Genomic DNA, 23415 nt, shown 5'->3' on the forward strand with positions numbered 1-23415 from the left:
ATGGGCGCCCTTGCCAGGATGCTGCACGGCCTGCGAAGCAGTCGCGCGCTGGTCGCGAAACGCGATATCGCCGGCACGGTCGCCGCCCTGGGCTATCGGGCCGGGGATGCCATTGCGCTGGGTGACGATTGCGCGGCCATTCCGGATGGGGATGGCTATCTTCTCTTCGCCAGCGAAGGATTTCAGGACGGGTTCGTGCGCGCCATGCCGTGGTTCGCCGGCTATTGCGGCGTCATGGTCAATGCCAGCGACATCGCGGCCATGGGCGGGCGCCCGATCGCGGTCGTCGATACGCTGTGGGGTGAGACCGCCGAGAGTGCCGCGCCGATCCTGCATGGGCTGCGCGACGGTGCGCGGGCCTATGGCATCCCGGTTGTGGGCGGGCATACCAATCTCGGCAGCGCGCATTGTTCGCTCTCGGTTGCCATTCTCGGGCGGGCCCGGCGGCTGCTGACCAGCTTTGACGCACGGCCCGGCGAGGTGCTGGTGGCCGCCATCGACCTGCGGGGACGCTGGCATGATCCGCACCCATTCTGGGATGCGAGTTCCGGACTGGGGACGAGCGCGGATGCCGCGCGGCTGCGGGCCGACCTGGAATTGCTGCCGGAGATCGTGGAGGCGGGGCTCAGTCGGGCGGCCAAGGATATCAGCATGGCGGGGATTCTCGGCACTGCCCTGATGCTGGCGGAATGTTCGCGGATCGGGATCACGATCGATCTGGAGGCCATTCCCCGGCCGGCGGGGGCGCCTCTGGAACGCTGGCTCGGGGCCTTTCCCAGCTATGGCTATCTTCTGACCGCGCGCCCGGCGGATGCGGAGGCCGTTCTTGCCCGGTTCCGGGCGCGGGGCATTGCTGCAGCCATCATCGGCTCCTGTGACGGATCGGGGAGGCTGGATGCGCTGTGGGATGGGGCGCGCGAGACGTTCTGGGATCTGGGGCAGGGGCCGCTGATCGGGTGCGCGCCATGACGCTCTCCATCGCCATCCTCACCCATTCGACCAATCCGCGCGGGGGCGTGGTGCATGGCATGGCGCTGGCCGAGGCGCTGTGCGCCGCCGGGCACGAGGCGACGCTGATTGCGCCCGATGCTGGCGGGGCGGGTTTCTTCCGCGCGCCGCGTTGTGACGTGCGCTGCATTGCGGTGCCGGAGGTGCGCGATCTCTCCGCGCGGGTTGAGCTGCATTATGGCGCCATGCGTGAAGCGCTGCGGGGGGCGCGGTACGATGTGTTCCATGCCCAGGACCCGATCAGTGCCAATGCGCTGGCGGATCTGGTGGCGGAAGGGTGCATTCCCGGTTTTGCGCGCACCGTTCATCATCTCGACCATTTTTCCGATCCCGGCCTGGCGATGCGTCAGGCGCGGGGGCTGCGGGCGGCGGCGGAGCTGTTGACCGTCAGCGCGCTGTGGGAAAGCACCCTGCTTGCGGAATGGGGGCGTGTGGCGCCGGTTGTCGGCAATGGGGTCGATCCGCTGCGGTTTTCGCCCGATGAGGGGGAGCAGGATGGCTCGTTGCGGGCGCGCCATGGGCTGCCGCCGGAGCGGCACCTGATTCTGTCGGTCGGCGGGATCGAGCGGCGGAAGAATACGCTTGCCCTGCTGGAGGCCTTTCTGCGCCTGCGCGCGGTGCGCCCGGATGTGCATCTTGTCATCGCCGGCGGTGCGTCGCTGCTGGATCATTCCGATTATCGCGCGGCTTTTGCGGATCGTCTGGCGGCCAGCGGGCAGGCGGAGGCCGTGACGGTGACGGGGCCAGTGGCGGATGCCGACATGGCGGCCTTCTACCGGCAGGCGTCCGTGCTGGCCTATCCCTCGCACAGCGAAGGGTTCGGCCTCTGCCCGGTCGAGGCGCTGGCCTGCGGCACGCCGATCATCGTGCCCGACGCAGCACCCTTTACCGAGCATCTGCGTGGTGAGGAGGCCCTGTGGTGTGTACCGCATCGGCCCGACACCCTTGTCCGTGCCCTGCACGACGCGCTGAGCCCCGGCGGGCGCGACCGTTTCCGGGCCATCGGCCCTGCGGTTGCGTGCCGCTTCTGCTGGCACGGCGTCGCCGCGCGGCACATTCCCGCATACCGGCGCCTGGCGGCGTTGCCCGGGCCCGGTGTGCTTCAGGAGCGTTCAATCCATGCCTGAAATGATCTTTCGTGTCCGATGGCCGGACGAGACGGAGAGCGACTGTTATTCGCCGTCGCTGGTCGTGCGCGATCACCTTGTGGTCGGGACGGATTATCCGGTCGCGGATTTCCTCGCCCGGGCAGAGGCGGCCCTGACGGAGGCCAGTGCGCGGGTGCAGGCCCGGTACGGGTTTGCGTGCAGTCGCGCGCTCGGCCAGCTGCAGGTGGTTCGCGAGATATGCGGGCGCTTTGCCGATGCAGGGGGCGCGCGGGTGCGTGTCCTGTCGTTCCACTGAAATCCCTTTGCGGAATATCCTTATGTCACAGAATGAAAAAACCATTCCCGTCGTCATTGTCGGTGGGGGACAGGCCGGACTTTCCCTGAGCTGGTATCTCTGCCGCGAGGGGGTGGCGCATGTGGTGCTGGAGGCGGGAACGGCCTGCCATTCCTGGGAAGACGAACGGTGGGATAATTTCTGCCTCGTCACGCCGAACTGGCAGTGCCGGCTGCCGGGCCACCCCTATGCGGGGGATGATCCGCATGGCTTCATGGTGAAGGGCGAGATCGTCGATTATGTGCGGTCTTTCCAGGACTCTTTTGCGCCGCCGTTGCGCGAGCATACGCGCGTGACCTCCGTTACCCGTCATGAAGAGGGCGGGTATCGTGTGGTGGCCAATGATGAAATCTGGCATGCTCGGCACGTCGTCATTGCCTCCGGCGCCTATCATGATGCCGTGATCCCCGGCTATGCCGGTGCGATCGATCCCGCGATTGTCCAGATTCATTCGCAGGATTACCGGAATGCCGCGCAATTGCCCGAGGGGGCGGTGCTGGTGGTGGGCAGCGGGCAGTCCGGCGCGCAGATCGTCGAGGACCTGCATCTGGAAGGCCGCAAGGTGCATCTGTGCGTCGGCAGCGCGCCGCGCGTCTCGCGCTTCTATCGCGGGCGGGATGTTGTGGACTGGCTGGCGGATATGAAGTTCTACGACCTGACGGTGGACAGGCATCCGTTGCGGGATGGGGCGCGCGACAAGACCAACCATTACGTCACCGGCCGCAATGGCGGGCATGATCTGGATCTGCGGCAGTTCGCGAAGGACGGGGTGGGCCTGCACGGCACGCTGGAGACCATTCGTGACGAGGTCGCGTTCTTTCTGCCCGACCTGACGGAAAATCTGGACGATGCCGACAAGACAAATGCCGACATCAAGGCATCCATCGACGCGCATATCGTGCGGGCGGGGATCGAGGCGCCGACCGAGGCCCCGTATGTGCCGGTCTGGGAGCCTGCTGCGGAGAATGCGCCACTCGACCTGAAGGCCGCCGGGATTACCGCCATCCTGTGGTGCATCGGGTTCCGGCCGGATTATCGCTGGATCGACGTGCCGGTCTTCAATGGGGCCACGAAGCCGGTGTGGGATCGGGGCGTGACCGGTGCGCCGGGCTTCTACTTCCTGGGCCTGCCGTGGCTGCACACCTGGGGGTCCGGCCGGTTTTCCGGCATTTCGCGCGATGCCGCGTGGCTTGCCGGACAGATCACCGGCAAAGAGATCCCCATCGCCTGAGCGGAGACGCGCCATGCTCCCGTGGACAACATATGACGCCATGCGTCACGCGGCCGCGACCGATCCTGACGGGTTCTGGCTGGAGGCGGCGCGGCGCATTGCGTGGGAGCAGGCGCCCGCGACCGCCTGCCGGCCCCGTGCGGACGGGTGGCATGACTGGTTTGCCGGCGGCACGCTCAATAGCTGCCACAATGCGGTGGACCGGCATGTCGCGGCCGGACGCGGGGACCAGCCCGCCCTGGTCTGGCATTCCTGTGCGACGCAGGAGACGCAAATCCTGTCCTACACCACGCTTCAGCGCCGCGTCGCGGGGTTTGCGGGCGGGCTGCGCGCGCTGGGTGTCGGCAAGGGGGATCGGGTTCTGATCGCGGCGCCCTGCATGGTGGAAACCGCAATCGCGATGCTGGCCTGTGCGCGGATCGGCGCGGTGCATGTCGTGGTCTTCGCCGGCTATGCGGCGGCGGAGCTGGCGCGGCGGATCGACGACGTGACGCCGAAGATCCTCGTCGTGGCCAGTTGCAGTTTTCAGGGGCGGACTGCCCTGCCTGTGCGGGCGACGCTGGACGAGGCGCTGGCCGGAGCCGGGCATGTGCCCGATGGCTGCGTCATCGTGCAGCGTACGGCCTGCCCGATGCGGGCCAAGCCGGGGCGGGATCATGATTTTCATGCGCTGGAGCGGCACGTGCCCGTGCCCCCGGTGCCGGTGCGGGCCGAGGACCCGCTCTATATTCTCCATACATCCGGCACGACGGGAACGCCCAAGGGGATCGTCCGCGACAATGGCGGCCATGCGGTGGCACTGAGCCTGTCGATGGAACTGATCTATGGCTGCGGGCCGGGCGATTGCTTCTTCACCACGTCGGATCTCGGTTGGGTGGTCGGACATTCCTATGGTGTCTATGCGCCTCTGCTGAGCGGGGGCACCAGCGTTATTGTGGAAGGGTGCCCCTCTGCCGCCGTGATCCTGGGGCTGTGCGCCGCGCATGATGTCCGGTGCCTGTTCACCACGCCGACGCAGTTGCGCGTGATGCGCCAGGGTGGGGCGGACCTGTCCGGCCATGATCTGCCCGCGTTGAAGCGGGTCTTTGTCGCCGGGGAATATGCCGATCCGGCGTTGCTGGACTGGGCGCGGTCGTCTTTCCGCCGGCCGGTGGTGAATCACTGGTGGCAGACCGAAACCGGGTGGAGCATCACCGCGCATTTCTTTGGACTGGCCGAAGGCGACCCTCCGGCCCTCATGGAGGATATCGGGCGGCCCGCGCCCGGTTTTTGGCCGCGTGTCCGCCCGCCGGTCGAGGGCGGGCAGAGTGGGGAAATCCTGCTGGCGCTGCCGCTTCCGCCAGGCTGCCTCGCCGGAATCTGGAAGGAGGGCGCGCTTCGGCCGCCGACATCGTATCTGGCGGATCATGGGGCCTGTTACCGCACGTTCGATGAGGGGCTGATCACGGACGATCAGGCCGTGCATATGCTGGGGCGGTCGGACGATGTCATCAAGGTGGCCGGGCGGCGGGTCTCCGGCGTCCAGATCGAGAAGATCATTGCCGGCCACCCTGCCGTGCATGGCTGCGCCGTGGCGGCTGTCTCCGATGGGTTGCGGGGGCAGAGGCCTGTTGCCTATGTCGTGCCTGCCTCGTGGCCGGTACAGCCAGGCTGGACGGCCGAGATTGTGGAACGGGTCGGGCGCGCCCTGGGCCGATGGGTGGGGCTGAAGGAGGTGCTGTTCGTGAAGCAGCTTCCGACGACGCGATCGGGCAAGATCATGCGCAAGGCGCTGGCGACGGCCTGACGCGGCTGCGCATAATCGTTACTCGCCCGGCATGGTACCACCGGGGCGGGCAGGGCGCAGCAGGTACAGGATTTCGATCAGCAGGCCGGGCAGCAGGATCATTCCCGTCGCGGCGCCGGCCAGCCAGAAGGCCAGAAGCCCGGCGGCCAGCGAGACGGCCATGACGATGCGGCCGGCTGGGCCGAGTGCCACGACGAACAGCACCGCGCTGGCGGCGCTGGTGATGGCGGCGGCCAGCGTGCGCAGGGGGTGAGAGAGCAGCTCCATCCCCATGCCGCCGACGACATTGCCCATGACCCGCGCATGGTCGGTCTGTCCGGCCATGCCGAACAGGAAGGAGAAGGGCAGGAACAGGATGCCGAAAATATCGCGCAGCAGCAGGAAAAGCCCGTTGACCAGCGGCGCCATCATCAGGATCGCGGCCGCGCCGGCCATGCTGGTGATGACCAGGACGATCGCGAGCCGTTCAAGCATGATGGAAAGACGGGACATGGTCCGCGTGTCGCGGATCAAGGGCCGGCGCGCCAATCCGCGCGAACGGGCCGTATTGTCAGGATGATCGGGCTTATTTCTTCTTGATCCACCATTTCACGGGCTCGGGTTCGTCCTCGATCACCTCGGGGGCCGGGGCACGGCGGGGACGGGGAACCGGTGCGGGCCTGGGCAGCTGGGGGGCCGCGGCGCGCGTCCTGGGAGCGGAAAGCTCCTCTGTCAGGCGGGCGATTTCGGCACGGGCCGCGGACAGGCTGGATCGCAGGGTGCGGATTTCCTCGTCACGGCTGGCCAGTCCGGCCTGGGCTTCGGCCAGGATGATATCGGCATGGCCGATGCGGGTTTCCAGCGAGCGCAGGCTGCTCTGGGCATCGTGGCTGGCGCGGTCGGCATCGTCACGCTGCTTTTGCAGCAGCTTGACTTGCTGGCGCAGGCGCTCGATTTCGCCGCCATCGTCCTGCGGCGCATGCATCGCGCGGGCCGTGGGGCGGTTCAGGACATGATGTTCGACCCGGACATCGCCGTCCTGGACGAATTTCCGCCGCCGCTGTGCCGCATCGAAGGGACGGGCGTTGGCGCGGGGCGCCGATGGGGCGGAGGAAGCGGGGGCGGATTGTTTCGAGCCGAGACGGGACAGGGCGAGACGCAGCGCCTGCTCGTTGACCTCATCGCGATTGTCGATGTCGGGCTGTTCGGTATCTGCGGAAAAGGGGAAGGTATCATTATAGGATGCGGACATGGGGAGTCTCTCAAAGAGGAGATGAAAATCGTGGGGAATGTTTGTTGAAAATATGCCGATGTGGGGGCGTTTTTCTTGTCTTGTTCATTTCATTCCGGACGAAACGGAAGCTGTTGTTGCGCTGCGCCGAATGACCGACCGCCGGTTTCAGGCAGGCTACCGGTTCGGAACCGGTGGGTGCGAAGCGCATTATGGATAAGAGAATTTGATCCAATAAGTTTCACATACTCTCTTTCCCGAAGAAAATGCAAGGCCGGGCTGATCGCATGTTCTTCCGGTGCTGTGCGCTGAATTGACGCCGTATGTGCAAAATTTCACCCTTGTGCAATATTTAGAATTAAATTACCGTAAATAATTACGAATATTATCGTAATGAATGGATAGATTGTGTGTTTTTTGTGTTAGCCATGTAATTTCGTTTCTTTTTAAAGTAATGTTTTCTTATTTCATTTTATTTTTTTTGATATGACGTTGAGATGTTGTAATTGTTTATTGTGTAACTCCCGATGATTTTGGACGGGTAGGGTATTTCCTGCCTGATTGCTGAGGGAACGTGGGAGAAAGCAGGGGGTTTTTTGTCTTTTCCTCGGGTTCTGGAATGGAGGGATAATAAACATCACGTTTCCGTGATGTCTAGCCCGATCCTGTATGCCGCCTGAATGGCGATGCCGGGCGCGCCGACATGATTTGAAAAAATGAAGATCCCGTGGGCCCGGATAGGCGCGCCGCTGTCGGAGCCTGACCAAAAATGTGGGCTGGCGAGCGAGAGCGGCCCGCAGGGCCGCGCCCGGCGTGTGTTTCCGAGCATCGGAGCGGAGTGGCCTTGATGGCCATGAGCACCGAAGCGCAGGCAACACGCGCTGGAGCGCCGCCAGCGCGCATTTTCGGTCAGGCTCTCAGATATCCGGGTTGCCGGGATGCCACAGCACATCGTCCTGTCCGTCATTGTTCAGGTGCCGGGCCAGTACGAACAGATAATCGGACAGTCGGTTCAGGCAGCGCAGGACGGACGCGCTGACGGGTTCGGCATGGCGTAGCGTCACGACCTGGCGTTCTGCCCGGCGGGCCACTGTGCGGGCCAGATGAGCGTGGGCGGCGCCCGGACTGCCGGCTGGCAGCACGAAACTGCGCAGGGGCGCCTGGCAGGCGCGCAGCCGTTCCGTCGCCTGTTCGAGAAACGCGACCGCCGCGTCGCCGCCGCGAAAATTGTCGGTATCGGCTGGTCCGGATTCCGGCACGCACAGGATCCCGCCGATATCGAACAGCAGGGACTGGATGCGTGCCAGGCAGGCGGCATCGGGCGAAGATGCCGGCACATGCAGCCGCAGGACGCCGATCGTGGCATTGGCCTCGTCCACCGCGCCCAGGGCCTCGATCCGCGCGCAGGATTTGTCCACCCGCGTTCCGTCGCCCAGCGAGGTCTGCCCGCCATCGCCGCCGCGGGTGACGATGCGATCGATTCGGATGCTCATGGTGCGTGTCGGTTCCTCACGGTCGGGGGACCGGCTGCGGCTTCGTTCCGGTCAGTGATGCGGGCGACGATGGTGCCCGTGTTGGCCCAATGTCCTGGCCATGTCCAGATGGGAGTGGACGGCCGCCTGCATGTCGATGGCGTAGGTTTTCAGGGCCGGGTCGGACCCGCTGGCCGCTTCGGCCTGGAACAGCGGGGCGGCATCATTGTGGCCCGCGATCTGCAGGGCGGTGAAGTCGCGGTCGAAGGTGCGCCCCTTTTCGGCCTTCAGACTGTCCAGAACATGTTCCTCGTCCGTATTCAGGTCGGCGGGCAGGGTGGTGCCATGCCGGTCGGCGATGGCCTTCAGCCGGTCCTGGCTGGCTGTGTGGTCGGAGACCAGCCGGGCGGCGAAATCCTTGACATGCGGGTTGCGGGCCTGGGTGGCGGCCAGCTTTGCCGTCGCGATGATGAAATCGTTGCTGCGGGCGGCCTTTTCGATGAACGTGGCGTCGGTCTCGGTCAGGGCAGGCGGCGGCGCGGGTGCGGGTTTCGGCGCGGTGGCGCAGGCGGCCAGCGGCAGCAGTGCCGCGAAGAGCATCCAGCGATCATGTTTCGTCATCGGTCCCCGATCCTTTCCCGGCATGGCGGATACAGGCCCAACGTGGGCATCCCCATGGGGTTCGGGCGATGCTGCTAGAGTGTGCGCATCTCTTCGACGCAGGTGACCAGCCGCCGGCGGATCCCCGGTTCCAGCGCGGAATGCCCGGCGTCCGGCACCAGGCTGAGTGTGGCGCCGGGCCACGCGTGGACGAGGTCCCATGCGGAGGTGCAGGGGCAGATCATGTCGTAGCGGCCCTGGACGATGATGCCGGGAATATGGGCGATCCGCTCCATATGGCCCAGCAGGCCGCCCGGCGGCAGGAACAGGCCGTGGCGGAAATAATGGGCCTCGATCCGTGCCAGGCCGATCACCGCGCGGTCGCGGGCGAAGCCGGCGACGGCCGCGGGTGCGGGGATCAGGGTGGAGCATGTGCCCTCATAGCCCGACCAGGCTCGCGCGGCCGGCAGGTGGATCGCCGGGTCGGGGTCGAACAGCAGCCGGCAATAGGCCGCCAGCGGATCGTGGCGTTCATGCTCGGGCAGGTGCGACAGGAAGGCCGCATGCGCGTCGGGAAAGACCTGGGCCAGCCCGTGGAAGAACCAGTCCAACTCGCTCGGCCGGCCCAGGAAGATCCCGCGCAGGATCATCGCCCGCACCCGCTCGGGGTGGGCCTGGGCGTAGGACAATGCCAGCGTCGAGCCCCATGAGCCGCCGAACAGGAGCCAGTCTGGAATATTCAGCGCCGTGCGCAGGCGCTCGATATCCTGCACCAGGTGCGGCGTGGTGTTGGCGACCACCGAGGCGTGCGGGCGCGAGCGGCCCGCGCCGCGCTGGTCGAACAGCACGATTCGCCAGTGCGTGGGATCGAAGAAGCGGCGATGGACCGCCCCGCTGCCTGCGCCGGGGCCGCCATGCAGGAACAGGACCGGCCGGCCGGCCGGATTGCCCGCCTGTTCCCAATAGAGTTCGTGCCCGTCGCCGACAGGCAGGGTGCCGCTTTCGTACGGCGCGATGTCCGGAAACAGGTCGTGGCGTGGCATGGGGCGACTATACGGCAACAGGGGCGCCCGGCTAGACTGCCGGTCGTGATGACTCTGTCTGGTTCTCCTTATTCGGTGCCGCGTGCGGCCCGGCTTTTCCTCTCGCTGGGCGGCCTGCTGGGGCTGCTGTCGGTGGCGGGCGGCGCGCTGGCGGCGCACCTGCCCGATGCGATGTTCGCCGCTTCTTCCGGCCGCGCGCTGGCGCGCGAGGCGGTGCAGATGGGCATGTGGCACGCGCCCGCGCTGCTGGCGGTCGGCATCCTGCTGTGCGTGCGGGGGCGGCGGGTGCCGCTGCTGCTGGCCGGCGCCGCCTTTGCGCTGGGGGTGGTGCTGTTCAGCGGTGCCGTCGGCTGGACCGGCGTGACGGGGCGGCATCTGGGCCCGGTCGCGCCCACCGGCGGCAGCCTGCTGATGCTGGCGTGGCTGCTTCTGGCGGTGGACGGACTGCGCCGATGACCGCACCTGTTCATGGCGATGAGGCGCCGGTCGTGCTGCCGCACCCCGTGCGTGCGGCCTATCTGGCGGCCGAAGGGTTCGAGGACGCGCTGGCCGAGGAACTGGGCCGGCAGGGCGCGGACATCATGGCGTGGCATGGGCGGCTGGCGCTTTCGGCCAGCCCGCCGGTTGCGGCGGCATGGGCGCTGGATATCTGGCTGGAGCCCGAGATCCATTCCATCGCCTCGATCGGCGCGGCGGTGGCGCTGCTGCGCGGTCGGCAGCGCAACTGGGCCTGCCATGCCGTGCGCCATCACCGTCGCGCGACGCTGATTGCGGACCGCCTGCCGCCGGTGGCCGCCCGGCCGCTGGTCTTTCCCGCCGCGGCGCCCACCGGGCATCTGGGCGGGTGGACGCTGCTGGCGCCGGATACGCTGTTGCTGTCGGCGCGCAAATCCTCGCCCTTCGTGAACGGGGTGGTGCCGTTTGTCGAGGATCGGGTGGGGCCGCCTTCGCGCGCCTATCTGAAATTATGGGAAGCCTGCGCCCGGCTGGGTGCGTGGCCCATGCCCGGTGAACGCTGCGTCGATCTGGGGGCGTCGCCTGGCGGGTGGACCTGGGCGATTGCGCAATGTGGGGCGGACGTGGTGGCGGTGGATCGTGCGGACCTCGCGCCACAGGTGGCGGCGATGCCGGGGGTGACGCTGCGCCGGGAAAGCGCGTTCGGGATCGAGCCCGCCGAACTGGGGGCGGTGGACTGGATGTTCTCCGACATCATCGCTTACCCGACGCGCCTGCTGGCGCTGGCGCAGCGCTGGATCGCGGGCCGCACGGCGCGGCGCATCGTGATGACCATCAAGTTCCAGGGCACCACCGACCACGAGACCGCCGCCGCCTTCGCCGCGATTCCGGGCGGGCGGGTGCTGCATCTGTGGCACAACAAGCATGAACTGACGTTTTTGTGGGACCGCGATGCGGCGGCCCAGGCCGAACCGTTACCGCCGGGCTGAGGCCCGGCGCGCGCGCAGTCGGTCGATCGCCCATTCGCCGCCCTGCACGATCGGCAGGGCCAGCAGGAAGCAGGTGACGGCGACCCCCATCACGATCAGCCGTTCGCGGGCCTCGGCGTCCGAGGCGCCGGTCATGCCGTACAGGCTGCTCCACAGCCGTGTTCCGGCAATGTGATCGACCAGATAGGCGACATGGGCGCTGTAGCGCAGGGTGGCCATCAGCCCGGCCGTCACGGCCACCATGGCGGCGGTCTTGATCAGGGTGCGGGCGATGCCGGATTGCGCGGCCTCTGTCATCCGGGAGAAGATCCTTTTATCGTCATGATGGATCTGTATGGCTTTTGCCGCGTAAGATCCATCTTAACCTGATATTATGCCTTGTTCATCCTTGGCTTCATGGACCGAATTTCATGCTTCTGCGCCGCCTTCTTCCCCTGACCGTCCTGATGGCCGGTCTGGCCGCCACCCCGGCCCTGGCCGACCTGCCGCCCGTGCCCCAGGTGGGGCAGGAAACGCCGAAGCCGGTCGCCGCACCCTATGGGCCGACCGAGGGCGCGCAGGCGCAGGTCGATGCCGCCTTCAGGACAGCGAAGGAAACGGGCCGCAATGTGCTGATCGATTTCGGCGGCAACTGGTGCCCGGATTGCCGGATGCTGTCGGGTGTTCTGGCGCTGCCCTCGGTCGCGCCTTGGGTGGCTGCGCATTTCGTTACCGTGATGGTCAATGTCGGGCGGATCAATACCAACCTGGATATCGCCCAGCATTATGGGGTGACGATCAAGGCCGTGCCCACGGTGCTGATCGTGACGTCCCAGGGGCGGCTGCTGAACCCGGACGGTACGCTGGAACTGGGGAATGCGCGGCGCATGTCGGCCCAGGCGGTCGTTGACCTGCTGGCCGGCTGGAACGGCCGCGGGGCCTGAATGGAAGGGCGGGGGTTTCCCCCGCCCTTCTTGATTCGAAAGGCTGTTTGAAAAGTCAGCCTGCCGAGTGAGGGTGCCGCGAAGCGGCACGCCGGATCGCCGGCAGGGTGACTTTGCAAGCAGCCTTTTTAGCGCGTGTGCAGGAAGCGGTCGGCCTCCTGCACGATGTCGGCCAGGGTGCCCTGTTTGAAGGGGCTGATCAGGCCGGCGGCGTCGACCAGGCCGGTGAAGGGCTGCGAGCCGCCCAGCGCGCAGAGATCGGCATAGATTGCCATCGCGCCTGCCTGGTCGGCCCGGCTGTATAGCCAGAACTGCATCGCGCAGCACAGGGCCAGCGTGTAGTCGATGTAATAGAAGGGCGAGCGGTAGATATGGCCCTGGGCCTGCCAGCGGCCGCCGCCGGCGGGCCATGACAGGTCGCCGTAATCGCGCCAGGGCAGGTACAGCTTTTCCAGACGCTGCCAGGTTTCGTGCCGTTCGGCGGCCGTCATATCGGGTTTGGCGTAGATCTCGTGCTGGAAATGATCGACGCAGACGCCGTAGGGCAGGAAGCTCAGCGAGCCGATCAGGTGCATGCGGCGGAAGCGGTCGGCCAGCCCGTCCTCGACCATCAGGTCGATCTGCGGCCAGGTGAGGAATTCCAGCGCCATCGAATGGATCTCGGCGGCGTCCATGGTCGGCCAGAGCAGGTCGATCCCCGGCAGGTCGCGGCTCTTCCAGTTCTGGTAGGCGTGGCCCATTTCGTGCGTGAAGACGGTGATGTCGTGCTGGGTGCCGTTGAAATTGGCGAAGATGAAGGGCATCCCGACGCTGGGAAAGGCGGTGCAGAAGCCGCCGCCGGCCTTGCCCTCGCGATTGCGCAGGTCGAGGAAGCCGCCTTCGACCATCTGGCGGTAGAACGTGCCCAGATCGCCGCCCATGCGGTCGAACATCGTCTGCGCCCGTTCCAGCAGCAGGTCGTGGTCGCCGGCCGGCTTCGGGTTGCCCAGCGGGTCGATCAGCGATTCGTCCCAGAAATGCAGCCGGTCCCAGTTCATGGTCAGGCGGCGGTTTTCCATGATCGCGCTCACCAGCGGCACCACATGGGCCAGCACGTCGTCGCGAAAGCGCGCGACCTCTTCCGGCCCGTAATCGACGCGGCGCATCCGCCGGTAGCCCAGAGGGGTGTAGGTATCATAGCCCAGCGTGCGCGCCATGCCGTGGCGCACTTGGACCAGTTGGTCGTAGATCCGGTCCAGCTCGGGCCCGTTGGCGGCGAAGAAGTCCCATCGCGCCTTCTCGGCCTCGTGGCGGACGGCGCGGTCGGGATGTTCGGCGAAGGGGGCGAGGCCGGACAGATTGACCGTCTGGCCCTGCACCGTCACGCGTGCGGCGGCCAGCAGGGCGGTATAGTCGGCGCCCAGCCGGGATTCTTCTTCCAGTGCCTCGCGGATGCGCGGGTCGAAGGTGGTGATGTCGGTTTCCCACAGGCGGACGGTGTGGGTGCCGACGGCGGTGGCGAGGCCCGCGCGGTCGGGGTCATCCAGCAGCCGGCGCTTGATGGCGACTTCAAGCTCGGTCACGTGCGGGGTCAGGCGGTCGGCCAGGTCGCGATCGGTGCGGGCCTGCTGGCTGGTGGTGTCCTGGGAGAAGCGCAGGGCGACCATCGAGGCCCAACTGTCATAGGCCCGGCGTTCGGCGTCGAAGCGGGTCAGTGCCTGGGCGCGGTCGCCTTCGTCCAGCAGGGCGGATACGGCGCCGAAGGCCGCATCGAGGCTTTCGGCGGAGGGGGTGGGGAAAGTGAGGTCGGCGAATTGGATGGACATGGCCGCATCATCGCATTCGCGATACGGCCCGTCCACGGTCCTGTGCGGTCAAGCCCCGGCCAGCGCGTGCCGCGCCGCCGCCGCGAGGGCGAAGGAATGCAGGCGGGCGGCGTGGTCGTGGATCGCGCCGACGATCATCAGCTCGTCGGGCTGGTGGCGCTCGATGAAGCGGGCCAGGCCGGTGCGCACGGTGTCAGGGCCGCCCACGACGGCGCAGGCCAGCGCCCGGTCGATTCCGGTTTGTTCGGTCGGGGTCCATAGTCCCTCTGTTTCGGCAACTGGGGGCGGAAACTGGCCGGGCCGGCCCCGGCGCAGGGCGACGAATTGCTGCTGGTGCGAGGTGAACAGGAACCGGGCCTGCGCATCGGTGTCGGCGGCCACCACGTTCAGCCCCAGCATGACGTAGGGCTGAGCCAGCCGGGCGGATGGGGTGAAACGCTGGCGGTAGAGCGTTGCGGCCTCTTCCATCATGTCCGGCGCGAAATGCGAGGCAAAGGCGAAGGGCAGGCCCAGATGGGCCGCCAGATGGGCCGAGAACAGCGACGATCCCAGCAGCCAGACCGGGATATCCATGCTCGCGCCGGGCACGGCCTGCACGCGCTGGCCGGGCTGGGGCGGGGCGAAATAATGCAGCAGCTCGGCGACTTCCTGCGGGAAGCGATCGGCGCTGGTGGGGTCGCGGCGCAGGGCGCGCATCGTTTCCTGGTCCGAGCCAGGGGCGCGGCCCAGCCCGAGGTCGATCCGGCCGGGGAACAGGCTTTCCAGCGTGCCGAACTGTTCGGCCACCATCAGAGGGGCGTGGTTGGGCAGCATGATGCCCCCGGCGCCGACGCGGATATGCTGCGTGCCCGCCGCCAGATGGCCGATCAGGATGGCGGTCGCCGCCGACGCGATGGCCGGCATGGCATGATGTTCGGCCACCCAGTAGCGGTGAAAGCCCAGCGCCTCGGCATGGCGCGAGAGGTCGAGGCTGTTGCGAAAAGCGGTGGCGGCGTCACTGCCACGAACGATCAGGGACAGGTCGAGGACCGAGAAGGGGATCACCGCTGGAAACTCCTTTTATCGTCCGTGTGTCTGGTCTCGGAAACCCTGTCTGGAAATGTGGGCTGGTGAGCGAGAGCGGCCCGAAAGGGCCGCGCCCGTCGTGTGTTTCCGAGCATCGGAGCGGAGTGGCCTTGATGGCCATGAGCACCGAAGCGCAGGAAACGCGCGTCGGATCGCCGCCAGCGCGCATTTCCAGACAGGGTTTCAGGCCTTGCGGATGCGGTGGCCGAACCATGCACATATGGCGGCAAAGACCAGGAATCCCAGTACCGACGGCAGCGTGGTCGCGTCGGGTGAGAGGATGGCCAGTGTGTCGTCGCGGCCGGTGGCGCCGGCAACACCGGCCAGCAGCACGCCCGTCAGGCTTTCGCCCACGATGAAGCCCGAGGCCAGCATGGTGGCAACGCCGCCTTCGGCCTGACGGGCACCGCGCGAGCAGGCCCAGCCGATGATGGCGCCGATGGCCAGCGTGACGCTGACCGCCGGGGGAAGATACAGCCCGATGCCGACCGCCAGCGGCGGCAGGGCCCCGCCGATGCGGCGCAGACCCAGATCGGCGATGATGAGCACGACGCCCAGCGCGATGCCGATCAGGATCATGGTCCAGTCGAGCTGGTGCTGGAAGATGCCGATGGCGATGGTGGTCAGGAGGGCGGGTTGCGGGGCCGGCAGCGCATGGTCGGGGTTCATGCCCGCATGGGGCATGGCGCCGACGAAGCCATAGGCCTGGTACAGCAGTTCCAGCACCGGCGGGATGACGATGGCGCCGCTGACGCAGCCCACCAGCAGCGCCACCTGCTGCCGCCAGGGCGAGGCCCCGACCAGCTGACCGGTCTTGAGGTCCTGGAGGTTGTCGTTGGAAATGGCCGAGGAGGCGACGATGGCCGAGAGGATATAGAGCGCGAAGGCCACGGACAGGTGCCGGCCGTTGGCCGACATCTCGGTGGGCAGGACGCCCAGCGGCTCCAGCACCAGCATGAAGGACGCGACCAGGACGATGGCGATGATCGCGATGCCTGACAGGGGCGAGGAGGAGGACCCCACGATGCCGGCCATGTAGCCGCATGCGGCGGCGACCAGGAAGCCGAACAGGGCGCAGAACGCCACCGCCGCCAGCGCCGCCGTGACGATGGCACCGCCATGGGCGAAGGGATACTGGAAGGCGACGAACAGGACGAACAGGATGGCCAGGCACAGGCCGGTCAGCAGCAGGAGCGTGCGCGGCGTAAGGTCGCGCATGCGCCCGTCCTCGCCGTCCGAACCATGGGCGTGCATCATGTCGCGGATGCCGGCCGCGACCGGGCGCGCCAGCAGGGCCAGTGTCCAGATGGCGGAGATGGCGATGGTGCCGGCGCCCAGGAACCGCACCTTGTGCGCCCAGAGCTGGGTTGCGAAATCGCCGGCGGCGAGGTGGCCGGGATTGGGCAGCCGGACGCTGAGAATCGGGACCGCGACGTCCCACGCGATGAGGGTGCCGATCAGCATGGCGAGGCCGCCGGCGATTCCGACCAGATAGCCCGCGCCCAGCAGGGCCAGCGAGAAGCCGGTCGAGGCGCGGAAGATGGCGCCGCTCCAGGTCGCGGTCAGCGCCGCGCCGTCGGCCAGCAGGCGCAGCCCGCCGGTGGCGAATGTGACCAGGGCCGACAGGAGGCCGCCGGTCAGCAGGGCGCGCAGGCTCTCGGGGCTGCCGCTCTCGGACCCGGCCTTCAGGATCTCGGCCGCTGCGACGCCTTCGGGGTAGGGCAGGTCGCTGTTGGTCACCATGGCCCGGCGCAGCGGAACGGTGAACAGCACGCCGGTCATGCCGCCGGCCATGGTGAGCAGCGTCGTCTCCAGGTACGGAAAATGCTGCCAGTAGCCGATCATGATCATGCAGGGGAGCGAGACGAACACGCAGGACAGCGTGCCGGCCGCCGAGGCCTGCGTCTGGACCATGTTGTTCTCGAGGATCGTGGAGCCGCCCATCGCCCGCAGCACGGACATGGAGATCACGGCCGCCGGAATCGACGACGCGACGGTCAGGCCGATCTTGAGCCCCAGATAGACGTTGGAGGCGGTGAAGACGATGGTGATCAGGGCACCGAGGATAAAACCGCGCAGGGTCATTTCCCGCTGGCTGAGGGCGGGCGCGGTCTGGGAAAGGGCGGTGTCCGTCATGCTGTCTTCATGTCGCTAATATCGCTTGGTCTGTCGGTGAAGGCCGCGGGCGGGCGCCGGCCGCCGGCATGGTTGCGCGCCTGCGGCCGCTTGCTGGTCACATGTGATGGAAGGTCGGCGCGATCAGGTGGGTCTGGTTGTAATCCAACTGTTCTTTCGTCAACTGAAGGCCGACCTCCAGCCGGTAGCCGTCGATCGTGACGTGCTTGGACACCGGCAGCGTGATCGGCACGATGCGGGTATGGGTCAGCATCTGGGTGACGTTGGCCGGGAACTGCACCGTCTCGGTGAACTGCTTCTTGTTCTTGATCTCGTCGCCATAGACCACGGCGACGAAATACGGGATTTCGAGCGTGCGTCCGGCGCCGGGGCCGCGCGTGACGTTCAGGCCCAGGCTGATATCGGCGACGACCGAGGCCGATTTTCCCGAGCCTTTGTGGCACTGGCCGGTGACGCGCGTCACGCTGGCACGGGAGGCAAGGTGGCCGATATCGTGCGACGGGCCGGTGAAGGCGACCAGGTCGGCGGCCGCGCCGGGGACCTCGACGATCGGGCAGGACGGTGCGAAGGCATCCGGATTGTCCAGGGTGCATGCCGCCAGCGACATGGCGAGCGGCAGGATCGCCAGGCCGCTGAGATGGGCGGGGCGAAAGCGGCGAAGGCCGCTCGGGCTGACGATGGTCATGCGGGAGGTCATGCGGGTTCCGGGGTCTCGTGCTTGGTCAGGGTTGCGGGGACCGCCATGTGGACGGGCTGCTTGTGTGGCTCCGGCTGGACGGCTATGTCCAAATGCACCGGGGTTACAGGAAAATGGCTTGCGCCATGGCCCCGGTTTGCGTAGGGCCGGACCAGCACCGGGATGCGCGGCCGGCCGGTCGCTGCCCCCGGCCCGTATCCTATACCGCTCGCCGGCCGTTTGGGGAACACCATGCCCGACCAGATGATTCAGACCTCCGATTCCGCTTCCGTCGAGGCGCCCATGCGGTCGCTGAAGGTTCTTCTGGCCGGGCCGCGCGGCTTCTGCGCCGGAGTGGATCGCGCGATCCGCGTGGTCGAGGAAGCGATCCGCCGCTATGGCGCGCCGGTCTATGTGCGGCACGAGATCGTGCATAACCGGACCGTGGTCGAGGAGCTGGAAGCGCAGGGTGCCATCTTCGTCGAGGAGCTGGACGAGGTGCCGGCTGACGCGCATGTCGTGTTCTCGGCCCATGGCGTGCCCAAGACGGTGCCGGCCGAGGCCGAGCGGCGCAACCTGCTGTATCTGGATGCGACCTGCCCGCTGGTTTCCAAGGTGCATCGCGAGGCCGAGCGTCATTTCGCCGATGGCGGCCCCGAGAGCCGCCACATCCTGATGATCGGCCATGCCGGACACCCGGAAGTGGTGGGCACGATGGGCCAGTTGCCGGCCGGCGCGGTGACCCTGATCAACGACGCGGAAGAGGCCCGGACCGTGCAGCCGGCCGACCCGGCGCGCCTGGCCTTCATTACCCAGACCACGCTCTCGGTCGACGACACCGCCGAGATCGTCGAGATCCTGCGCCGCCGCTTCCCGCTGATCGAGGGGCCGAAGCGCGAGGATATCTGCTACGCCACCACCAACCGCCAGGAAGCGGTCAAGGCCATCGCGCCGGGCTGCGACCTCGTGATCGTGATCGGCTCGCCGAATTCCTCCAACTCCCAGCGCCTGCGCGAAGTGGCGGAACGCTCCGGCGCGCCGCGCGCCCTGCTGGTGCCGCGCCTGAGCAATCTGGACTGGTCGGTGCTGGACGGGGTGAACACGCTGGGCATCACCGCCGGGGCCTCGGCGCCCGAGGCGCTGGTGCAGGAAATGGTGACGGCGCTGGCCAAGCATTTCACGCTGGAAATCGAGGAACGGACGGTCAAGGAAGAGAACGTGACCTTCCGCCTGCCGGCGCCGCTGGGCTGATCAAGGCCCCGTTCGCATGGCTGTCTATACGGATGTGTCGGACGGGGCGCTGCGGGCGTTCCTGTCCTTCTACGATATCGGTGAACTCACGGCCTACCGGGGCATTGCCGAGGGGGTCGAGAACAGCAATTTCGTCCTGCGGACCACGGACGGCGATTTTATCCTGACATTGTATGAGCGGCGGGTGAATCCCGCCGACCTGCCCTGGTTCCTGGGGCTGATGGGGGCCCTGGCCGATCACGGCCTGTCCTGCCCGCGCCCGGTGGCGGGGCGCGACGGCGATGCCCTGCGCAGCCTGGCCGGACGGCCGGCGGCGATCACGACCTTTCTGCCCGGTGTGTGGCCGCGCGACGTGCGGGTGGAACATTGCGCGCCGGTGGGTGCCGCGCTGGCGGCGCTGCATGTCGCAGGGCGGGATTATACGGCCGAACGTGCGAACGGGCTGGGGCCGGCCGCCTGGGCGCCGTTGCTGGACTCCTGCCGGGCGGATGCGGATTCGGTGTCGCCGGGCCTGGGGGCGGAACTGGATGCCGCGCTGGCCGCGATCCTGCCGGCCTGGCCGAGAGCCGACGCGTTGCCGCGTGGACAGATCCATGCCGACCTGTTCCCCGACAATGTCTTCTTTCTGGATGGCAGGGTGTCGGGGCTGATCGATTTCTATTTCGCCTGCACCGATTTCCTGGCCTACGACATTGCGATCTGTCTGAACGCCTGGTGTTTCGAGGCCGACGGCGCGTTCGTGCCCGAGCGGGCGCGGGCGCTGATCGCGGGGTATGAATCGGTGCGGCCTCTCAGCTCGGCCGAGCGGCGGGCGATGCCGGTGCTGGCCGCGGGGGCCGCGATGCGGTTTCTGCTGACCCGGCTGTATGACTGGCTGAACACGCCGCCCGGCGCGATGGTGACGCGCAAGGACCCGCTCGATTACCTGCGCCGCCTGCGCTTTCATCGTAAGGCAGGGGATGCGTCGGTCTATGGCGTCTGATACCGACCGGCCGATCGAGGCCGATGCCGCATTCGAGCTTGATGTACCGAACGCGTCCGCGCCGGTCGAGATCTGGACCGATGGGGGCTGCAAGCCCAATCCGGGGCCGGGCGGCTGGGCGGCGCTGCTGAAATTTCGTGGCACTGAGCGCGAGATTTCGGGTGGCGAGGCCGAGACCACCAACAATCGCATGGAGCTGACGGCGGCGGCCGAGGCACTGGAGGCGCTGAGGCGCCCCTGCGTCGTGGTGCTGCATACCGACAGCGAATATGTGCGCAACGGCATCACCCGCTGGCACACCGGCTGGGTGCGCCGGAACTGGCGCAATGCTTCGGGCGATCCGGTTGCCAACATGGATCTGTGGCGTCGGCTGCTGGAGATCACCAAGCGTCACCAGGTCGAGTGGCGCTGGGTGCGCGGCCATTCGGGCGACGAGAATAACGAGCGGGTCGACCGGCTGGCCACGGCGGCACGCGACGCGCTGGGACTGGCCTATCCCGTTCGTCGCCGGTGACGGCACCGGCACCTGCGCTGAGGCTGCGGGATCTGGCCGTGGCGCATGGCGGGCGCGCGTTGTTCACCGGACTGGACCTGACACTGCCGGCCGGAGTGTTTTCCGTGCTGCTGGGTTCCAGCGGGGTGGGCAAGACCAGCCTGCTGCGCGTGATCGCGGGGCTGGATCGCCCGGCGGCGGGCACGGTTGCGGCCGATGACGGCGCGCCGCTGGCGGGCCGGATGGCGTGGATGGGGCAGCGCGACCTGTTGCAACCCTGGGCGCGGGTGATCGACAATGTGATGCTGGGCGATCGGCTGCGCGGCCGGCGGCCCGATCGTGACCGGGCGGTGGAGTTGCTGCGGCGGATGGGGCTGGCCGATCGGCTGACGGCGCTGCCGGCCGAACTGTCGGGTGGGATGCGCCAGCGTGTGGCGCTGGCCCGGACATTGTACGAGGATCGTCCGGTCGTGCTGATGGACGAGCCCTTTTCGGCGCTGGACAGCGTGACGCGGGCGCGGATGCAGGATCTGGCGGCCGAGACGCTGCATGGGCGCACGGTGGTGCTGATTACCCATGACCCGCTGGAGGCCTGCCGGCTGGGGCAGGAAATCCTGCTGATGGCGGGTGACCCGGTGCGTGTGGCGGGCATTGCGGTGCCGGAGGGCGCGGTGCCCCGGCCGGCGGATGAGGAATCCGTGCTGCATGCCCAGGGGGTGCTGCTGCGCCGCATGCTGGATGCGGCGGGGCCATGAGCATGCGGCGAATCGCGGGGCGGCTGGGCCGGCCGGTGGGCACGCTGTGCGGGCTGGGCCTGCTATGGTGGGGGATCGTCCGGCTGGGCGGGGTGCCGCCCTATCTGCTGCCGCCGCCGGGAGCGGTGGGGCGGGCCCTGTGGGCGCAGCGTGGATTGCTGGCCGGCGCGGCGGGGACGACCCTGCTGGAAACCGTGTTGGGGCTGCTGCTGGGCACGTTGGGCGGTGGCGTTCTGGCGTTGCTGATGATGGCGTCGGCCCCCGTGCGGCGCTGGATGATGCCGCTGGTGCTGCTCAGTCAGGCGGTGCCGGTCTTTGCGCTGGCGCCGCTGCTGGTGCTGTGGTTCGGCTTCGGCATCGCCTCGAAGGTGGTGATGGCGGTGCTGGTGATCTTCTTTCCCATCACCTCGTCCTTCTTCGATGGCTTGCGCCGCACGCCGCCGGGCTGGCTGGATCTGGCGCGGAGCATGGATGCGCGGCCTGGGCTGGTGCTGCTGCGGCTGCGGCTGCCGGCGGCGCTGCCGGCCTTTGCCTCCGGCCTGCGGGTGGCCGCCGCGATCGCGCCGCTGGGCGCGGTGGTGGGGGAATGGGTGGGGGCGTCGTCCGGGCTGGGCTTCCTGATGCAGACGGCCAATACACGCTTCGAGACCGACCTGATGTTCGCGGCGCTGCTGGTATTGGCGACGATGACGGTGCTGCTCTGGTGGGGGGTGGACCGGGCGTTGGCGCGGATGCTGTACTGGGTGCCGGACGATCGGTCCGATTGAAGGAGGGATATTGTGGCGCGCGCCATCATCATCGACACCGACCCGTCGCCGGACGATGCGGTCGCTTTCCTCATGGCGCTGGCATCGCCCGACGAGCTGGAGGTGCTGGCGCTGACGACGGTGGGGGGCAACGTGCCGCTGGCGTTGACCACGCGAAACGCCCTGATGGCGCTGGAACTGGCGGGACGGGGGGATGTGCCGGTCTATGCCGGGGCGGCGGGGCCGCTGGTGGGGGCGCTGCGTACCGCCGAGCATGTGCATGGCACCACCGGGTTCGATGGCTACGACCTGCCGCCGCCTTCGCTGCAAGCGGCCGAGGGCTTCGCCCCTGATCGGATCGTCGAACTGGTGATGAGCCGCCCGCGCGACAGCGTGACGCTGTGCTGCCTGGCGCCGTTGACCAATATCGCGCTGGCGATGGCGCGCGAGCCGCGCCTGGCCGGGCATCTGCACGGGATCGTGCTGATGGGCGGGGCGCGGACCGAGGGTGGAAACATCACCCCGGCGGCGGAATATAATATCCATGTCGACCCGGAAGCTGCGGCGCGGATCTTCGAATCGGGCGTTCCGATCACGATGATCCCGCTGGACTGCACGCACCGGGCGCTGACGACGGCGGCGCGCATGGCACGGCTGCGTGCGATCGGCACGCCGTTGGCCGAGGCGTTCTATCATCTGCTGACCTTCAACAAGCGCTTCAACGCGCGCCAGTGGGGCACGGATGGCGGGCCGCTGCATGATCCGACGGTGATTGCGGCGCTGCTGCGCCCGGATCTGTTCAGCGGCCGGCTGGCGCATGTCGGGGTCGAATGCCACGGAACGCTGACGCGGGGCATGACGGTGATCGACTGGTGGAGCGTGACCGGCCGGCATCCGAACGCCCTTGTTCTCAACAGGGTGGATGCCGAGGGTTACTTCGATCTGGTGATCGAGCGCCTGTCGCGCTTTGGCATCGGATCGCCATAAAGCACTGAGGCGGGGCAATGGAAGGTTGCCGGATCGGGGTGCGCTCCAGTAATGGTCGCGCGTTCGCGCCGGTCCGGCGCGGCCGATCCTGACGTCGCTTCCATGTGGGGCGTCCTGCTGTCCGGAGTCCGCATGGATCAAACATCGCCCCCGCCTTCGCCTGGGTCTTCGTCCGGGTCTTCGTCCGCGTCGTCTGCCGCGGCTTCTCCTGTTCAGCCCCGTGCGACCGGCGGGGTGGGGGACCCTGTGTTCGCGGGGCTGGTGCGTCTGTCGGGTTGGCTGATCCTTGGCCTGCTGGGTGGGTTGATCGCGGTTCTGGCGTGGGGCGGGCTTTCGGCGTGGTCGGCGTTTGGTCCTG

24 protein-coding genes are annotated in these 23415 nt (G+C 67.7%); 14 read left to right on the top strand and 10 right to left on the bottom strand.

What is annotated here, in order from left to right; genetic code table 11:
• The 5 genes from HLH29_RS16195 to HLH29_RS16215 are packed head-to-tail and all read left to right on the top strand — an operon-like array spanning position 1 to position 5468.
• On the top strand, positions 1 to 969 hold the full coding sequence (locus HLH29_RS16195; RefSeq protein ID WP_182968419.1) for a sll0787 family AIR synthase-like protein: 969 nt from the start codon (positions 1 to 3) through the stop codon (positions 967 to 969).
• On the top strand, positions 966 to 2135 hold the full coding sequence (locus HLH29_RS16200; protein ID WP_182968420.1) for an MSMEG_0565 family glycosyltransferase: 1170 nt from the start codon (positions 966 to 968) through the stop codon (positions 2133 to 2135). The genes HLH29_RS16195 and HLH29_RS16200 overlap by 4 nt, the downstream gene beginning before the upstream one ends.
• Entirely contained in the window at positions 2128 to 2412 is a 285-nt protein-coding gene (locus HLH29_RS16205) for an MSMEG_0570 family nitrogen starvation response protein (protein WP_182968421.1), read from the top strand. Before HLH29_RS16200 ends, HLH29_RS16205 begins: the two co-directional genes overlap by 8 nt.
• A 22-nt stretch (positions 2413 to 2434) precedes the next feature.
• The gene (locus HLH29_RS16210) at positions 2435 to 3682 is read left to right on the top strand and encodes an MSMEG_0569 family flavin-dependent oxidoreductase (protein WP_182968422.1); all 1248 of its coding nucleotides are present in this window, start codon (positions 2435 to 2437) and stop codon (positions 3680 to 3682) included.
• Positions 3683 to 3695: 13 nt separating this feature from the next.
• On the top strand, positions 3696 to 5468 hold the full coding sequence (locus HLH29_RS16215; protein ID WP_182968423.1) for an AMP-binding protein: 1773 nt from the start codon (positions 3696 to 3698) through the stop codon (positions 5466 to 5468).
• 18 nt (positions 5469 to 5486) lie between these two features.
• Here the strand turns inward: HLH29_RS16215 and HLH29_RS16220 are convergent, their stop codons facing one another.
• The 5 genes from HLH29_RS16220 to pip form a co-directional block, all read right to left on the bottom strand.
• Positions 5487 to 5960, bottom strand: coding sequence for a hypothetical protein (locus tag HLH29_RS16220; RefSeq protein ID WP_246374332.1), 474 nt, complete (start codon positions 5958 to 5960; stop codon positions 5487 to 5489).
• Positions 5961 to 6033: 73 nt separating this feature from the next.
• Positions 6034 to 6699 carry a coiled-coil domain-containing protein gene (locus tag HLH29_RS16225; RefSeq protein ID WP_182968424.1) on the bottom strand — a complete coding sequence of 222 codons (666 nt, stop codon included), beginning with the start codon at positions 6697 to 6699 and terminating at the stop codon, positions 6034 to 6036.
• Between the two features lie 896 nt (positions 6700 to 7595).
• The gene (locus tag HLH29_RS16230) at positions 7596 to 8171 is read right to left on the bottom strand and encodes a cob(I)yrinic acid a,c-diamide adenosyltransferase (protein ID WP_182968425.1); all 576 of its coding nucleotides are present in this window, start codon (positions 8169 to 8171) and stop codon (positions 7596 to 7598) included.
• A gap of 51 nt (positions 8172 to 8222) precedes the next feature.
• Positions 8223 to 8771, bottom strand: a complete 549-nt coding sequence (locus tag HLH29_RS16235; protein ID WP_182968426.1) for a DUF4142 domain-containing protein — start codon at positions 8769 to 8771, stop codon at positions 8223 to 8225.
• 74 nt (positions 8772 to 8845) lie between these two features.
• Positions 8846 to 9793: a prolyl aminopeptidase gene (gene pip, locus HLH29_RS16240; protein WP_182968427.1), complete on the bottom strand. Its 948-nt coding sequence runs from the start codon at positions 9791 to 9793 to the stop codon at positions 8846 to 8848.
• Between the two features lie 48 nt (positions 9794 to 9841).
• On the opposite strand from pip, the gene HLH29_RS16245 reads away from it, so the two are divergent.
• Both HLH29_RS16245 and HLH29_RS16250 read left to right on the top strand, forming a co-directional pair.
• A complete protein-coding gene (locus HLH29_RS16245) occupies positions 9842 to 10249 on the top strand; it encodes a DUF423 domain-containing protein (protein WP_182968443.1) in 408 nt (135 codons plus the stop codon).
• Positions 10246 to 11238 carry an SAM-dependent methyltransferase gene (locus tag HLH29_RS16250; RefSeq protein ID WP_182968428.1) on the top strand — a complete coding sequence of 331 codons (993 nt, stop codon included), beginning with the start codon at positions 10246 to 10248 and terminating at the stop codon, positions 11236 to 11238. The genes HLH29_RS16245 and HLH29_RS16250 overlap by 4 nt, the downstream gene beginning before the upstream one ends.
• On the opposite strand, the gene HLH29_RS16255 is transcribed toward HLH29_RS16250, so the two are convergent.
• Complete coding sequence (locus HLH29_RS16255; protein ID WP_182968429.1) at positions 11224 to 11535, bottom strand: hypothetical protein; 312 nt, start codon at positions 11533 to 11535, stop codon at positions 11224 to 11226. The genes HLH29_RS16250 and HLH29_RS16255 overlap by 15 nt on opposite strands.
• A 113-nt stretch (positions 11536 to 11648) precedes the next feature.
• Between HLH29_RS16255 and HLH29_RS16260 the strand changes: the two genes are divergently transcribed.
• On the top strand, positions 11649 to 12161 hold the full coding sequence (locus HLH29_RS16260) for a thioredoxin family protein (protein ID WP_182968430.1): 513 nt from the start codon (positions 11649 to 11651) through the stop codon (positions 12159 to 12161).
• 128 nt (positions 12162 to 12289) lie between these two features.
• On the opposite strand, the gene HLH29_RS16265 is transcribed toward HLH29_RS16260, so the two are convergent.
• From HLH29_RS16265 to HLH29_RS16280, 4 genes are all read right to left on the bottom strand, one after another.
• Positions 12290 to 13966 (bottom strand): M3 family oligoendopeptidase, encoded by a 1677-nt coding sequence (locus HLH29_RS16265; RefSeq protein ID WP_182968431.1) that lies wholly within the window; start codon positions 13964 to 13966, stop codon positions 12290 to 12292.
• A 48-nt stretch (positions 13967 to 14014) separates the two neighbouring features.
• Complete coding sequence (locus HLH29_RS16270; protein ID WP_182968432.1) at positions 14015 to 15010, bottom strand: MsnO8 family LLM class oxidoreductase; 996 nt, start codon at positions 15008 to 15010, stop codon at positions 14015 to 14017.
• 204 nt (positions 15011 to 15214) lie between these two features.
• Complete coding sequence (locus tag HLH29_RS16275; RefSeq protein ID WP_246374333.1) at positions 15215 to 17167, bottom strand: OPT family oligopeptide transporter; 1953 nt, start codon at positions 17165 to 17167, stop codon at positions 15215 to 15217.
• Positions 17168 to 17264: 97 nt separating this feature from the next.
• Positions 17265 to 17864, bottom strand: coding sequence for a hypothetical protein (locus HLH29_RS16280; RefSeq protein WP_182968433.1), 600 nt, complete (start codon positions 17862 to 17864; stop codon positions 17265 to 17267).
• A gap of 231 nt (positions 17865 to 18095) precedes the next feature.
• Here HLH29_RS16280 and ispH point away from each other — a divergent pair, with 231 nt between their 5' ends.
• The 6 genes from ispH to HLH29_RS16310 are packed head-to-tail and all read left to right on the top strand — an operon-like array spanning position 18096 to position 23057.
• Positions 18096 to 19094, top strand: a complete 999-nt coding sequence (gene ispH, locus HLH29_RS16285; protein WP_182968434.1) for a 4-hydroxy-3-methylbut-2-enyl diphosphate reductase — start codon at positions 18096 to 18098, stop codon at positions 19092 to 19094.
• A 16-nt stretch (positions 19095 to 19110) separates the two neighbouring features.
• Positions 19111 to 20076, top strand: a complete 966-nt coding sequence (locus tag HLH29_RS16290) for a homoserine kinase (protein WP_182968435.1) — start codon at positions 19111 to 19113, stop codon at positions 20074 to 20076.
• Complete coding sequence (gene rnhA, locus HLH29_RS16295) at positions 20066 to 20590, top strand: ribonuclease HI (RefSeq protein WP_182968436.1); 525 nt, start codon at positions 20066 to 20068, stop codon at positions 20588 to 20590. The genes HLH29_RS16290 and rnhA overlap by 11 nt, the downstream gene beginning before the upstream one ends.
• Positions 20587 to 21324, top strand: a complete 738-nt coding sequence (locus HLH29_RS16300) for an ATP-binding cassette domain-containing protein (RefSeq protein ID WP_182968437.1) — start codon at positions 20587 to 20589, stop codon at positions 21322 to 21324. Before rnhA ends, HLH29_RS16300 begins: the two co-directional genes overlap by 4 nt.
• Entirely contained in the window at positions 21321 to 22091 is a 771-nt protein-coding gene (locus tag HLH29_RS16305) for an ABC transporter permease (RefSeq protein WP_182968438.1), read from the top strand. The genes HLH29_RS16300 and HLH29_RS16305 overlap by 4 nt, the downstream gene beginning before the upstream one ends.
• A 12-nt stretch (positions 22092 to 22103) precedes the next feature.
• Entirely contained in the window at positions 22104 to 23057 is a 954-nt protein-coding gene (locus HLH29_RS16310) for a nucleoside hydrolase (protein WP_182968439.1), read from the top strand.
• Positions 23058 to 23415 lie beyond the last annotated feature (358 nt).

Source organism: Gluconacetobacter tumulicola, assembly GCF_014174215.1.
In the GTDB taxonomy this organism is placed as follows: domain Bacteria; phylum Pseudomonadota; class Alphaproteobacteria; order Acetobacterales; family Acetobacteraceae; genus Gluconacetobacter; species Gluconacetobacter tumulicola.

Excerpts from the sequence above, each read along its gene's own strand:
- HLH29_RS16195 (WP_182968419.1), top strand. The coding sequence starts at position 1 with ATGGGCGCCCTTGCCAGGATGCTGCACGGCCTGCGAAGCAGTCGCGCG.
- HLH29_RS16200 (WP_182968420.1), top strand. The coding sequence starts at position 966 with ATGACGCTCTCCATCGCCATCCTCACCCATTCGACCAATCCGCGCGGG.
- HLH29_RS16205 (WP_182968421.1), top strand. The coding sequence starts at position 2,128 with ATGCCTGAAATGATCTTTCGTGTCCGATGGCCGGACGAGACGGAGAGC.
- HLH29_RS16210 (WP_182968422.1), top strand. The coding sequence starts at position 2,435 with ATGTCACAGAATGAAAAAACCATTCCCGTCGTCATTGTCGGTGGGGGA.
- HLH29_RS16215 (WP_182968423.1), top strand. The coding sequence starts at position 3,696 with ATGCTCCCGTGGACAACATATGACGCCATGCGTCACGCGGCCGCGACC.
- HLH29_RS16220 (WP_246374332.1), bottom strand. The coding sequence starts at position 5,960 with ATGTCCCGTCTTTCCATCATGCTTGAACGGCTCGCGATCGTCCTGGTC.
- HLH29_RS16225 (WP_182968424.1), bottom strand. The coding sequence starts at position 6,699 with ATGTCCGCATCCTATAATGATACCTTCCCCTTTTCCGCAGATACCGAA.
- HLH29_RS16230 (WP_182968425.1), bottom strand. The coding sequence starts at position 8,171 with ATGAGCATCCGAATCGATCGCATCGTCACCCGCGGCGGCGATGGCGGG.
- HLH29_RS16235 (WP_182968426.1), bottom strand. The coding sequence starts at position 8,771 with ATGACGAAACATGATCGCTGGATGCTCTTCGCGGCACTGCTGCCGCTG.
- pip (WP_182968427.1), bottom strand. The coding sequence starts at position 9,793 with ATGCCACGCCACGACCTGTTTCCGGACATCGCGCCGTACGAAAGCGGC.
- HLH29_RS16245 (WP_182968443.1), top strand. The coding sequence starts at position 9,842 with ATGACTCTGTCTGGTTCTCCTTATTCGGTGCCGCGTGCGGCCCGGCTT.
- HLH29_RS16250 (WP_182968428.1), top strand. The coding sequence starts at position 10,246 with ATGACCGCACCTGTTCATGGCGATGAGGCGCCGGTCGTGCTGCCGCAC.
- HLH29_RS16255 (WP_182968429.1), bottom strand. The coding sequence starts at position 11,535 with ATGACAGAGGCCGCGCAATCCGGCATCGCCCGCACCCTGATCAAGACC.
- HLH29_RS16260 (WP_182968430.1), top strand. The coding sequence starts at position 11,649 with ATGCTTCTGCGCCGCCTTCTTCCCCTGACCGTCCTGATGGCCGGTCTG.
- HLH29_RS16265 (WP_182968431.1), bottom strand. The coding sequence starts at position 13,966 with ATGTCCATCCAATTCGCCGACCTCACTTTCCCCACCCCCTCCGCCGAA.
- HLH29_RS16275 (WP_246374333.1), bottom strand. The coding sequence starts at position 17,167 with ATGACGGACACCGCCCTTTCCCAGACCGCGCCCGCCCTCAGCCAGCGG.
- HLH29_RS16280 (WP_182968433.1), bottom strand. The coding sequence starts at position 17,864 with ATGACCTCCCGCATGACCATCGTCAGCCCGAGCGGCCTTCGCCGCTTT.
- ispH (WP_182968434.1), top strand. The coding sequence starts at position 18,096 with ATGCCCGACCAGATGATTCAGACCTCCGATTCCGCTTCCGTCGAGGCG.
- HLH29_RS16290 (WP_182968435.1), top strand. The coding sequence starts at position 19,111 with ATGGCTGTCTATACGGATGTGTCGGACGGGGCGCTGCGGGCGTTCCTG.
- rnhA (WP_182968436.1), top strand. The coding sequence starts at position 20,066 with ATGGCGTCTGATACCGACCGGCCGATCGAGGCCGATGCCGCATTCGAG.
- HLH29_RS16305 (WP_182968438.1), top strand. The coding sequence starts at position 21,321 with ATGAGCATGCGGCGAATCGCGGGGCGGCTGGGCCGGCCGGTGGGCACG.